A 13,311-nucleotide genomic window follows, 5' to 3' on the forward strand; every position below is an offset into this window, starting at 1 on the left:
TCATAAGCCAACTCAGCTGCCGTGGCAAAGAACGCCACTCTGCTGATCCGTCTTATGCCTTTCAGAGCTTAACGGGCGCTGTCGCTTTTATTAGTCATGACTGTCTCGGCTCGTCATGCTCAGTAGTATGGGAAGTTTCCTTGTGCTCCCAAACACGTTTCGTCAAATAAATGTGGAAGAACCATTCGCCGGCTGCAATAAGCAAAGCAGAGAAAAGGGCGGCCATGATCAATGAAAAATCAGGATTCGCAATCAGCCATAATCCCAGCAGCCAAACTGCCAGAAAGACGATGACGAAATCTCCGCCAGTCGCGATCTTATTCGATGTTTTCGGGTAGATGATCAAGTCCCCTACAAATCCAACTGCTGTAATGATAAGGCTTATAATGAATATTTCATAAAGTTCAACGCCAAAAGCCAGGCCCAGAATAATAAAGAGAGCCGAGAAAATCATAGCGAACTTGATAAGCAGAGCCTCAATATACTTCATCTGATATACCTCCTGGAATATTTTTATAGTTATGCGCTGTATACCCAGTTTTTTTACAATAGAATCGCGAATAGACAAAAAAAGACCCTCAAAAGAGGGTTTTTTGGTTAGGAACTGATGAAGTCTCCACCGTTTACGTGGATGGTCTCTCCAGTTACGTAGGTGGAATCTTTAGATGCCAGATATACGTAAGCCGGTGCTAATTCTGCAGGCTGGCCGCGGCGCTCCATTGGTGTATCGCCTCCGTGTTCGCCGACTTTTTCGGCATCGAAAGTAGCCGGGATCAACGGTGTCCAAATCGGTCCTGGAGCGACAGAATTTACGCGGATGCCGTCATCGATAAGATTAGCGGAAAGGGATCTGGTAAACGCTGTAATGGCTCCTTTGGTCGCTGAGTAATCGATTAATGTCGGAGATCCGCGGTAAGCTGTCACTGATGAGGTGTTGATGATCGAATCTCCTTTTTGCATGTGCGGAATAGCCGCTTGCGTCAAAAAGAACATCGAAAAGATATTCGTCTCGAAAGTTTCGCGGAGCTGATCCTCTGAAATGTTCAGGAAATCATCTTGCGGAAACTGCTTCCCGGCATTGTTCACAAGAACATTCAATTGGCCGAACTCTCCGATGACATCAACGACCAGCTGATTGCAATTTTCGACTTTGCTGATGTCCGTCGCAAACTTCATGCATTTGACATCATAGGACTCAACAGCTTTAACCGTTTCATCAGCGTCATCGTGTTCATCAAGATATGCAATCGCAATGTTGGCGCCTTCTTTGGCGAATGCGACGGCAACTGCCCGTCCGATGCCGCTGTCGCCGCCAGTGATCAAAGCAGTCTTGCCTTTCAGCTTATCGGCGCCTTTATAATCCTTATCATCATAGATGGGCTCCGGGTCCATCTGTTTTTCAACTCCCGGCTGCTTGCCTTGTTCCTGCGGGTCAATTGCTTCATCAATTTTTTCGTATTTATCTTTAGCCATATTATCTCCTCCTGAAAGTGGATTCCATGACTTTCCTATTCCCGCTGCTCATTCAGCTAAACGCTCTGACGCTATTCAGAATCAGCATGTTTTTTTCTGAATAGCCAAAACATCGCAAAGAAGAGCGACAGAACACTCAGTATCAGTGAAGGGACGAAAAACGGCGGGCGATAAGTAAAGACGATGTGATTTTCGCCCGCTTCAATCGGAACACCGACAAATGCATAATTGGCTTTCAGTACCTCAACGTCAACTCCGTTCACCGTCGCACTCCATCCCTTTTCATAAGGGATCACGGCAGACAGATAATCGTCGTCTGCAATATTGTCGTAAAGGATTTCAACCCGGCTGCCGTCTATTTCAAGCTCCTTCAGCCCCGCAGTTTCATCTACTTCTCTTTCCAGAGTGTCATAATCTTCTTCGAATAATTGGATTTCCGTCAAAAAGTATCGCCCTTCCGGTACGCGGATCTCTACGCGCTCCTGATAAGGCACCCGGATGGTCAGATCATCCACATAAGTCTTGTATACCGATTGATTTGATTTGCGGGAAGTGACGTAGTCGTTGACTGTCAGATTGAAACCTTCATCTTCAGCAGTATTAACAAGGTTGAATGATACGTAGAGGTCTCCTTGACCTTCAGCAGGATCTTCCCAAACGAGATCGATGCCGCCGGTTTCACCTGTAACCTCCAGAATGCCGTCGTCATAGCTTGCCTCTTTTTCTTCGATGGTGAATTTTGATGTTATATCGCCTGTTACCTGGATCGGACTGCCTTCTTCTTCCGTATTCAGAACAATGCCGTTAAGCATAGCGTGTTCGCGTACCAAAGGCGGATGCATCGACAGTTTGTCTTCCGAATAGAATTCGGTTGCGCCCCGTGCAAAGGGCAGGACATTTCCGTTTTCGTATACCTTATAATTTTCGGATTCAAGCAGCTCTTTGAAACCATATGGAATATTGCTGTCATCAGCCGGTCGGATGATGTATTTCCCGCGCACAAGGCTGAAGAGGTTGGCGCGATTGCCAAGCGTCGCATAGCGGCTGACGCTCTCGCGCTGCATATCTATTTCCATGTCATACAAATAAAAATACAGCAGGTTTTTGTTCAATATACTCGAATAGGCACTCAAGCCTTGAAAATCCTGGACAATCGGCGTGTTATTCCGAACGCCCTGCATCCATTCGATGCGGTACATTTCATCATTCTCACGCTCATGGATCTGTTCGAGCAGGCCGCGAATTTCCGGATCGTCATAATCTTCACCGGTAATCAGTTCCTTACTCACCTGGTCGACGTTGCCCATCTCCATTATTTTTTCGGATTGGTAGAAATTCGCATAGGCGATCAGCCATGCTAATAAAACAGGTCCAACAATAATCAGCGTCCCGGATTTATTGAAACGGAACGCTGTCCAGACAGCGGCGATTGACAGCAGCAGACCGCCAAGAACAAGTCCCGTTTCCATCCATTCAAATTCCAGTGCAGGATCCAGTAACGCATAGATGAGATAGATAAAGCCGGCAAGCCCCGCTGCCAAATAGAAATTACGGCGTGAAATATCATTCAGCATTGTAAGTCCACTGGCAATCGCTCCGCCGGCTACGAACGAAATGAAGTATTCCCAGCGGTACTGCGGGGCGGAAAATCCGTTGAACACGCTGCTGACAAAAGGGCTTAAATGCATCACTATCCCTGCGATTCCCAGCAGCGCAAACAGGCGGAAGGTTTTATTGCCATAAAAACGGAACATGAATAAGAACAGCACAAAAAGCGCCGGCAAAATAATATAGCGGCTTGTATAAAGGATATTGTCGAAAGGGTCGAAAATCGGAATCTCCTGTTGGAAGGGCGGACGGTGATTATTCAAGTATGCATAAACCGCAGGAATGAATGCCACCGCGCCGATGCCGAACCCGATGATGCCGGCACCCATGAATGTCAGCAATTTCTTTTTCTTATTATTCTCAGCTGAACTTAATGGAATGAACAGCCGGAAAAGGATATAGATGGCGGACAGCAGGAAATTGATATAGGCAAAATAGAAATTATCAAAGAACGATATGGAAACCGCCATAAGAAACCAGCCCGGTTTTTGTTCCCTGAAGATTTTCTCGATTCCCAGTATAAGAAGGGGAAGCCACAAAAATGAATCAGCGAAAAATTCCCAGTATACGGTGTGCCGGAAAAACATCCCTGATATGCCGTAAACGGAAGCGCCGATCCACGCCGGCCAATACGGGATCTTCATGTACATGAAAACGCGTGATGTGATGAACAGCACAAATGTCATGCGGATTACACTGATGAAAACCGCCGCGTTTGCCCAGAATAACACGTCAGTTTCCTGGACGAGGCCTGCAATATCCAGCAGCCAGACAAAAGGAATGGTGATCAGAAAGACAATGGATGTGGAAAAATAATAGGCCAATTCGCTGAATGTGCCTGCGCCTAATCCAAAATCAAAGGAATAGAAAAATTCACCCTTTGTATATTGTTCATATAGAAGATGTTTGAATGGCATCATCTGTGACAGGCCATCGTTGATGCCGGTCATGTACTGCCCCTGAGTCCATTGATAAAGGAAGGCACCGTGGGCCAGGACGGCAAGCGCAAAGCTGATTGCCAGGAGAGACCAGTAAGGATGTTTTTTGAACATGGATTCACCGACTTTAATTTATTTCTGCCGCACCGGATCTTTCATGATTTTGCTGGAAACGATGAAAGTGATGGGCACTGTAAAAATCACCGCTGCAAAAGGGGCGATGTTGCTGTTCAACTTCAGGTACTCAACAAATATGAAAATAAGAACGGTTGATACTGTCATATTGACTACTTGCGTCAAGGGGAAAAACAAGTATTTCTTTAAAGTGGGCTTTACTCTATACGTTACGTAAGTGTTCAGAAAAAAAGAGATGTTCAGGCTGATTAGAAAACCGACTATATGTGCGAGCATGTATGGCAGTGAAAAAAGATTATGGAGAATCAGGTAGATGGAATAATAACTCAGCGTATTGATGACACCGACAAACAGGAAACGGGTGAATTCAGTATTCAGCGATTTAAGACTCATCGTATTCATCCACATTGCTGATATCCACCAGGAAGTTCGGTCGTCGTTTTGTTTCATTATAGATGCGTCCGATATATTCTCCGATTACGCCAAGGCTGATCAATTGGATGCCACCGAGCACCAGGATGGCGGTGATGGTAGTGAAATAGCCGGGAGCAATGATTCCTCTTTGAGAAATGCCATACAAAGTATATGCAATATAAACGAGGGAAAGAAAAAGGACGATGAAGCCTGTATAAAAGCAAATACGCAACGGCTTGGTGTTGAAAGAGATGATTCCGTCTATCCCGTAATTGAGCAGGCTGCCGAATGACCATTTGGAATCGCCGCCTTCGCGAAGAACGTTCTCATAGCAGATGGTCTTTTTGCTGAGCCCTATCCAGGAAAATAAACCTTTTGAAAAGCGGTTGTTTTCACTTAGCAGTAGAAGGGAATCAATCGCTTTTCTGCTCATTAAACGGAAATCCCCTTCGCCGTCCGCCAGATCGACATCGGTAATTGAATTGATCACTTTGTAATAGAGACTGGACAAAAATGTACGAACCTTCGGATCACCTGTCCTTGTCCGTTTCGCAACCACCTGATGGAACCCTTCCTCAAATCCCAGGAGCAATTCCGAGATAAGAGTCGGTGGGTGCTGCATGTCGCTGTCCATTAAAATAGCGGCGTCTCCTTTGACTCTTTTCAATCCGGCAAGGATCGCGGCTTCTTTACCGAAATTTCGGGTGAAAGAAATATATTTTACATTGTTCTGCTGTTCGGCAAGCTTGAGTATTTCTTTCAGGGTGCCGTCCCGGCTGCCGTCATTAACGAATAGAATTTCATATCTATATGGAACAGCTGTAAGTTCCTGGACTAGTTTTTCGTAGATGGGAGAGATGTTTTCTTCTTCGTTGTAGGCTGGAACTATAATAGAGATCAGCTTCATATCTGGACTCTCCTCCTAAATTTTATATGATAGTAGCTCCTTGCGATGTATACCCGATTTAGAGGTAAAGTATGTGCAAAAGAGCAGGGGATTTTATATTTATCCTGTCTTTTGAACTATAAAAGATGAAACTTTCCTTGAAGTGGGACGTATAACTATAATGATCGCGGAAATTGAAAACAGCACTTAATAATTCTGAAAATTCCGCTTAAACCGATTGACACGCAAAATGGAAGATGCTAGGTTTAAGCTTGGAGGCAGTTTGCCGCAAATGGGCGCTTCAACCCTTAGAATTGAAATTTTCCGCATATATCAATAGTATTAACAATAGAATACATAAAGATGAATGGAGAGTGTTAACAGTGGCTATTAATTTAGTAAAAGGTCAAAAGATCGATTTAACAAAAGGACGTTCATCTCTTTCAAGCATCATGGTCGGACTTGGATGGGATCCTGTAGAAACGAAAAAAAGCGGCGGGTTCTTGAGTTCTCTGCTTGGCGGTGGAGGCGGCGGTTCGGATATCGACTGTGACGCTTCAGTCATCATGCTTGATGAAAATGGAAAACTCAAAGGCAAGGAAAACCTTATTTATTTCGGAAACAAGCAAAGCCGCGACGGCAGTGTTGTGCATTCAGGCGATAATCTTACCGGTGAAGGCGAAGGCGATGATGAAACGATCAATATTGATCTTAAAAAAATCTCCCCGTCAATCCATCGCTTGATTTTCGTTGTGAACATTTATAATGCGAAACAGAAAAAACAGGATTTCGGCATGATTGAAAATGCTTTTATCCGTCTGGTCGATAACCAGACCAGAGAAGAATTGATCCATTATAATCTGACAGAAAATTATTCCGGCAAAACCTCACTGATTCCTGGTGAATTATATCGTCAGGGCAGCGAATGGAAATTCTCTGCTGTAGGCGAAGGAACGACCGATTCTGATATTGGCGCAATTGCCAATAAATATGCATAAGGAGTGATTTGGAATGGCAATTAACTTATCAAAAGGACAAAAAGTAGATTTGACTAAAAGCAATCCAGGCTTGTCGAAAGTAGTGGTAGGACTAGGCTGGGATACGAATAAATATGACGGCGGCAAAGATTTTGACCTCGATTCTTCGGTTTTCCTGTTGAATGCGGAAGGCAAAGCCTCATCAGAAGCTGATTTTATTTTCTATAATAATACAAAAGGTGCCGCTGGTGCAGTTGAGCACACAGGCGATAACCGCACAGGCGAAGGCGAAGGCGACGATGAACAAGTCAAAGTGGATCTTTCTGCTGTTCCTTCTGCCATCGAAAAAGTCACTTTTGCCATCACCATCCATGATGGTGAAGCAAGAGCCCAGAATTTTGGACAGGTAAGCAATTCCTATGTACGCATTCTCAATGAAGATACAAATGAGGAACTGATCCGTTATGATTTGGGAGAGGATTTCTCCATCGAAACTGCTATCGTCGTAGGTGAATTATACCGTCACGGCGGGGAGTGGAAGTTCAATGCAATCGGAAGCGGCTATCAAGGCGGCCTTGGGTCGCTGGTTAAGGACTTTGGACTCGACAGCTGATCTGGCAAGTTGAAAAAGCAAGGGGCTGGGCTCCTTGCTTTTTTTCTCAATTCTGATGGAAGTATGCAGTTGATTATAAGTAAGAACTTGTTTTCTGAGAGGTCTTGATAAGCAGAGATGCGGTGTCTAGACTCCAGCGCCCAGATTCTCGAGATCATAAGCCACTCTGGCTGTGCGGCTGAAAACACGCCGCTTCGCCAGAGCGTCTTATGCCTTTCGAATCTAAACGGGCGCTTACGCTTTTCTTTATAATTGTGCCGGGAGGATTTCATAATGAGACATTTTAATGCATTAGATGATTCTGAGTTACAGACGTTTTTTAAATACCCCCCGGCAGAATTTAATCGAGATACGGATCGGGAAAAACTTGGGCTGGCGTTGGGGGCAGCGCTCTACACACCAGGCTCAAGACCTGATTTCGCAGCTAAGATTATAGCCGGAAGTTATCGGCGGGACACATTTTCAGGATTGGCGACATTGATGATCTGCCTGGAAGACGCGGTGGCTGATACCGAATTGGAATCAGCGGAAGCGAATGTTGTTTCACAACTGAAAGAGCTTGAGCAAGCGTCCCAATCACATATTGAAGGCAGCCCGTTGCTGTTTTTGCGTATTCGAAATTCTGGCCAATTGGATAAATTAACAAAATTGGCGGGCAGTTCACTTGGCATGCTTACTGGCATTGTGCTTCCTAAAGTGCAGGCTGCGGATCTGGAACCTTTTTTCTCAGCTCTGGACCGCGCCAGCGAAAGTGCAGGCAGAAAATTGTATGCATTGCCTCTTCTTGAAACGGAAGAAGTGCTGTTCGCTGAAACGCGTGAACAGGCATTAATGGATATTTACAGCAAATTACGGCATGAAAAAGACCGTATTTTGACAATCAGGGTTGGAGCCACTGATTTCTCAAGCCTTTATGGTCTTCGGCGTCCGGTGGAACGCACAATTTACGATGTTCACTTGATCAGGGATTGCCTGATTTCAATACTCAATAAATTTACGAAAGCTGAAGACGGCTTTATTGTTTCGGGACCAGTTTATGAATATTTCACGGCAGAAACGGATGCATGGCTTTCTTCGAAACCGGAGAAAGTTCTTTGGGAAGAAGTGCAATTGGATGTTCTGAACGGATTTAAAGGGAAAACTTGCATTCATCCTTCTCAGATTGCGATTGTGAATGCGGGGCATATCATCTCACATGAAACATACGAAGACGCAATGCTCATTTTGGCGAAAAGCGATACTTTTAATGGAATCCTGCAAAGCCCGCAGCGCAATAAAATGAACGAAGTAAAACCGCACCTGAGCTGGGCGAAAAAAGTGGCTGCTCAAGCGGAAATATATGGGGTGCTGAATGAATACTACAAACCAATCGACGTCCTCAATCACATACGAGCAAAACAACTTGCAAACCAGGTATAAGTACTGGGATAAAATGGACATAGAAGTGTCCGCAACGGAAAGTTATGGGGATTTGCCAATGGAATCCCTATTTTCCGTGGCATTGCGGGTCAATAAAAAAAGGCAATTTCTATTTGTCAGCAAATTAATTGCAAAACATTTGGCGGTTCATCCATCAATAGCGCTGGGAACCGGCAGTCTTCTTGCTTCATTATTAATGGAGAAAGCAGGTTTGCAGCCAATTCCGCAGCACAAAAAAATCGTGGAAATGATTGAGTCAGGAAAAGCCTGTCTCGAAGCAAGCCATGAAACACTTGCATACCGAACGGCTTTGCCGGATAAAACTGTTTTCATTGGAATGGCGGAAACAGCCACTGGTCTGGGACATTCTGTTTTTCATCACTTTGATGAAGCCGCTTATATCCATACGACCAGGGAGGAAATTATCGGGGCATCTCCCGCTTTTGTGTTTGAAGAAGAACATTCACACGCCACTTCACACAAAGTTTATGCACCGGCGGGAATGCTGGAAGAAGCGGATACCATTATTCTGATCGATGATGAGATTTCGACAGGCAACACTTTAGTGAATTTAATCACCGCATTGGATTCCCAATTTCCAGGCAAGAAATACATATCCCTCTCTATTCTTGATTGGCGGAGCGAGGGCCAAAAGCGAAAGCTTGAGGACATGGCGGCAGCACGTAATCTGACTGTCGACGTCTTGTCGTTGCTTAAAGGGGAATTTGACCTGAAATATAGTGAATCACCTGGTGAAAAGGAGATTGCCGAACTGAAAGGTTCGGGTCAAAAGACTCCTGGCCGCTCGATGCAAGTTCAGGCGATTGAGCTGCAATCAGCTACAGGCCAGCGATATCTGCCATTTACCGGCCGCTTCGGATTATCGAGCAGCAGCCATTCAGAAATCGGAAGATGGGCTGAACAATTGGCAAAAACAGTACCTGCCAGCAAGAAACCGCTGGTGATTGGAATAGGGGAGAATATGTATTTGCCTCTTCGGTTCGCTTTAGCGCTTGGTGGAGATGCATCGGTTCAGACAACCACAAGAAGCCCTATTTTTGCTGCTGAAGAAGACGGTTACCCGATTAAAGAGAAAGTTCGCTTTAAGTTGCCGGATACCGACGATGTCAATCAATTCCTTTATAATATAAGCAGAATCGACGCTGATAGAATTTATCTGTTGGCTGAATCTGTTGCGGACGAAGCAAGCTGGCAGCCGCTGATTTCATATCTTGAAAAAAAAGCGCCAGTCGAGTGGCTCGTTCTGACAGACAAAAAATGAAAGAGGTGGCCTGATGATTACTGCTGGTTTAGTGAAAACAAGCTATCCCGAGAACGATATTACATTTTTACTGAAAGATGTCACGGATGATTTTGAGGAAAGCTCATTGGAAGAGCGCGAAAATGCAGTGCAGACAGGCGGCCATTATGCTGAGCGGCTTCCAGTCGAATACCGGCCATCCGAAGAGTATACAAAACTTTATCATCAATCTGTGCAGCAGACAAAAAAACAATTGAGCCATCTTGTCGGAGTTGTGGCAAGAAGGATCCAATTGAATGCCGGAACAGACGATATTGTGCTGGTTTCACTGGCGCGTGCTGGAAGTCCTATCGGCATCTTGATCAAACGATACGCGGAACATATGATGGGTATGAAATGGCCGCATTACAGCGTCTCGATTTTACGCGATAAGGGAATAGATGAAAAAGCCATCGGAACGATTCTGGAAAAGCATCCCGGCAGCCGTATTCAATTTATTGACGGGTGGACAGGGAAAGGCGCTATCCAGAAGGAATTGACGAAATCGCTCTCTTCGCTGAACCGCGAATACGGCACTGATCTGCAAGATGACATGGCTGTGCTCGCCGATCCTGGCGCCTGTGCCGTATTGTTCGGTACGAGAGAAGATTTTCTGATTCCAAGCGCATGCTTGAATTCTACAGTTTCAGGTCTGGTGAGCCGAACAATCCTGAACGACCGGTATATCGGTCCCGAGGATTATCACGGCGCGAAATTTTATGGCGAATTATTAAGTGAAGACCTTTCGAATGATTTTGTTGATCAGGTGACAAGCTGTTTTGCCGAAACCAGCAAAGCATCCGAAGAGGAAGCATACAGCACTCCTGTAACTGCGGAACGTACGTGGGAAGGCATGAAAGAAGTCGAAGAAATCGGTCGCAGCATGTACAGTGAAACGGATTACCATCTGGTAAAGCCTGGTGTTGGTGAAACTACGCGTGTTTTGCTCCGGAGAAATCCATGGAAAGTATTGGTCAGAGATATCGAGCATCCGGATGTAAAGCATATCCTGATTCTTGCCGAAGAAAAGGATGTTCCAGTGGAAGAAGTGCCTGATTTATTTTACCGTTCAATTGGCCTGATCAAATCGGGGAAAGAAATATGACATTATTATTCGCAAGCGATCTCGACCAGACACTGATTTACTCACGGAGATCCATGGGCAATGAAGTAAAGCCTGAAGAATTGATCGAAGTCGAACGCTTTGAAGGAAAGCCGCAATCTTTCATGACCGAACAAAGCCAGGCTGCTTTATGGGAGTTGGAAGAAAACACCATATTCGTTCCGGTTACGACCCGGACACGCGAACAATATGAACGGGTGACCGGAATTTATGAAGGCGATGAACCGCCGCAATTCGCGATCATCTCAAATGGCGCTGTCATTCTGGAAAACGGTGAACCCATCAAGGAATGGTCGACCGATATCCGGAAGCAATGTGTCAGCAAAAAGACGGTCATCGAAGAATTGATGCCGGTGATCCAGCAGCATTTTGATGAAGATTGGGTGCTGCGCGTGAGACGGGCAGAAGACTGGTTTGTCTACCTGATTGTGGACAGAGCACGTTTTCCGGAAGACAAACTATCCTATTATACAGAAATTTTTCATGAAATCGGATGGGGGATTTCGCTGCAGGGAAGAAAGCTCTATTTGATGCCTGAAAGTATAACGAAAGCTGCAGCGATGGAATATGTCAGAGATCGCATCAAAGCCGATTATGTGGTGGCTGCCGGAGATTCGCTGCTGGATCTGGATCTTCTGGAAAGCGCGGACACCGGTTTGCTCGCTGCTCACGGTGAGGCAGTGAAATCGGATGCCGACGTTTCCGGGCACATTATTGTAACTGAAGAGCAGGGAATAAAAGCAGGCGAGGAAATATTGGCGAAAGTCGCGGATATATCCATGCAGAGCAAATAGCAAGGGGGGAAACCCATGGTTCAATTGCATCCGGTCCGTGTAAGAACATGGGATCCGGAGAAGGTTGGCGAATGGCTGAATAAGCCTGTCGCCAATCATACAGAAACGAAAGTGGAAGATGAAGATATCACCTATCCGCAGCTTCTCGGTGAATTTATCGGTTTGCCGCTGGATGAAGATGATTATTTCGCGTCAATTTATGAAACGATGGAATCAGCCGGCGGGCGGCTGATTCGGCTGTCCGGTAAAATGAACAAACATATTGAGCAGGACCGATTGAAAGCGCTTCAGGATCTTTTTGAAATGAACCGGAAAGAAAATGGGTTATCCGCCAGCAGGATCGTGGCATTCCTGGACGGCAAGGGGTTGCTGCCCCGGCTGAAAGATGCTGGTTTAAACCGCCGCCTCCGAGTGGTCATGATCGATGTGCTGAAATCATTTCAGGAACAATCAGGCGGCAGCACTGTCCAGTCGTCATTCAGAAGAGTCGCGACCGATTTGGTGAAATGGACATTCAATCATATTGAGCCAGAGCTTATAAAACTGAATCTCGAAAAAGGGCTCCCTGGTTTTCTGTGGTACGGCGATGCAACAGAAAGTGAAAAGTGGTTTCTGAAACTGGCATCCGCGTTTGGCTTCCATGTCATAGTTTATGATCCGACAGGCGAGAAATGGTTCGGCAAAATGGCTGGTGAAGAAAATCTCCATAGCCACAGCTTTCAGGTCAACGCTGAATCTCCACCGCCTTTTCCGGAAGAAAAACCTAAGCGGGTCGGCACTGTGGCTTACCGGGCGACGCAGGAAGTGGATCGGCTGCTGCATCACGATGACTCAGGTCTTTACAAGCCATTTCAGTTTAAATCCTATGTAACACATTCTATCCGGCTGAAAACGACGATTGATGAGGCTTTCATGCTTGCGAAAGAACGCGCGATGGTCCGTCCTTCTTTTTCGGTGGAACGCGGCGTCGTCCATATTCCGGTTGTATTCGCTAAAGTCATGGGGATTGAGAAAGATCGAAAACGCTTCTGGGACAATATCCACAAATTGACGGAACGGGAAGACACGAAATTAGTGAGAAGCTTCCCGTTCATCGAAGAGCGCAAAGGGAATCAGCAGTTTCATTATCGCGCTGCGCTGGACAAAAACGGCAGATTGGATCCCGAAAAAATGAAAAAATCCAATTGGTGGCGCTACAGCAAGCTGCCGGATGGAGTCCAGACGGCGATTGGCGAAGCCATCGCAAGGCATGTAGAGAAACCGATATTACTGCCGCAGAATGGTGAATCGTTTGAAGATCTGCAATTGTATGCTTTTTCACAGTCCATGACACTTCCGGATCCCGTCATCCAATTGATCCAATTATTTGATTATCCGCAGTTTGTCCCGACACTTTTGTTTTATAATGAAGAGAAGGATGGCGAACTGAGCCGGGCTGATGCGAATGCCATAGCGCTGATCCACAGCTTCGGCCTTGATAATATCATCATCAATCCGCAGGGGCATCAGGATATCGAACGTTGGGTTGATACAGAATCATTTGATGTGCATTGGCTTGATGAGCGCAGTTTTAATGAGCCGTTCCAGGAACCTTCAGCAGTCAGGAAATTCCTCGGAAGGTTCTTATAATA

Annotated in this window: 12 protein-coding genes; 7 read left to right on the plus strand and 5 right to left on the minus strand. The window is 45.6% G+C overall.

Going from position 1 to position 13,311, the window contains the following annotated elements:
* Positions 1–94: 94 nt before the first annotated feature.
* The 5 genes from CXF70_RS06725 to CXF70_RS06745 form a co-directional block, all read right to left on the minus strand.
* Positions 95–490, minus strand: coding sequence for a DUF2512 family protein (locus CXF70_RS06725; RefSeq protein ID WP_101802018.1), 396 nt, complete (start codon positions 488–490; stop codon positions 95–97).
* 107 nt (positions 491–597) lie between these two features.
* Positions 598–1,473, minus strand: coding sequence for an SDR family oxidoreductase (locus tag CXF70_RS06730; protein ID WP_084243979.1), 876 nt, complete (start codon positions 1,471–1,473; stop codon positions 598–600).
* A 71-nt stretch (positions 1,474–1,544) separates the two neighbouring features.
* Positions 1,545–4,133 (minus strand): YfhO family protein, encoded by a 2,589-nt coding sequence (locus CXF70_RS06735; RefSeq protein WP_101802019.1) that lies wholly within the window; start codon positions 4,131–4,133, stop codon positions 1,545–1,547.
* A gap of 18 nt (positions 4,134–4,151) precedes the next feature.
* Complete coding sequence (locus CXF70_RS06740; RefSeq protein ID WP_101802107.1) at positions 4,152–4,547, minus strand: GtrA family protein; 396 nt, start codon at positions 4,545–4,547, stop codon at positions 4,152–4,154.
* A complete protein-coding gene (locus tag CXF70_RS06745) occupies positions 4,537–5,475 on the minus strand; it encodes a glycosyltransferase family 2 protein (protein ID WP_084243981.1) in 939 nt (312 codons plus the stop codon). The genes CXF70_RS06740 and CXF70_RS06745 overlap by 11 nt, the downstream gene beginning before the upstream one ends.
* Before the next feature lie 362 nt (positions 5,476–5,837).
* Between CXF70_RS06745 and CXF70_RS06750 the strand changes: the two genes are divergently transcribed.
* The 7 genes from CXF70_RS06750 to CXF70_RS06780 all read left to right on the plus strand — a co-directional run bounded on the left by CXF70_RS06750 (position 5,838) and on the right by CXF70_RS06780 (position 13,309).
* Positions 5,838–6,452: a TerD family protein gene (locus tag CXF70_RS06750; RefSeq protein WP_084243982.1), complete on the plus strand. Its 615-nt coding sequence runs from the start codon at positions 5,838–5,840 to the stop codon at positions 6,450–6,452.
* A 13-nt stretch (positions 6,453–6,465) separates the two neighbouring features.
* A complete protein-coding gene (locus tag CXF70_RS06755; protein WP_084243983.1) occupies positions 6,466–7,044 on the plus strand; it encodes a TerD family protein in 579 nt (192 codons plus the stop codon).
* A 273-nt stretch (positions 7,045–7,317) separates the two neighbouring features.
* Positions 7,318–8,463 carry an HpcH/HpaI aldolase/citrate lyase family protein gene (locus tag CXF70_RS06760; protein ID WP_101802020.1) on the plus strand — a complete coding sequence of 382 codons (1,146 nt, stop codon included), beginning with the start codon at positions 7,318–7,320 and terminating at the stop codon, positions 8,461–8,463.
* Positions 8,396–9,745 (plus strand): phosphoribosyltransferase family protein, encoded by a 1,350-nt coding sequence (locus CXF70_RS06765; protein ID WP_101802021.1) that lies wholly within the window; start codon positions 8,396–8,398, stop codon positions 9,743–9,745. Before CXF70_RS06760 ends, CXF70_RS06765 begins: the two co-directional genes overlap by 68 nt.
* A gap of 13 nt (positions 9,746–9,758) precedes the next feature.
* Positions 9,759–10,868, plus strand: coding sequence for a cysteine protease StiP family protein (locus CXF70_RS06770; protein WP_101802022.1), 1,110 nt, complete (start codon positions 9,759–9,761; stop codon positions 10,866–10,868).
* Positions 10,865–11,680, plus strand: a complete 816-nt coding sequence (locus CXF70_RS06775; RefSeq protein WP_101802023.1) for a hypothetical protein — start codon at positions 10,865–10,867, stop codon at positions 11,678–11,680. The genes CXF70_RS06770 and CXF70_RS06775 overlap by 4 nt, the downstream gene beginning before the upstream one ends.
* Before the next feature lie 15 nt (positions 11,681–11,695).
* Positions 11,696–13,309, plus strand: coding sequence for a YceG family protein (locus CXF70_RS06780; protein WP_101802024.1), 1,614 nt, complete (start codon positions 11,696–11,698; stop codon positions 13,307–13,309).
* Positions 13,310–13,311: the final 2 nt, after the last annotated feature.

Source organism: Planomicrobium sp. MB-3u-38 (assembly GCF_002836425.1).
GTDB lineage: Bacteria > Bacillota > Bacilli > Bacillales_A > Planococcaceae > Planococcus > Planococcus okeanokoites.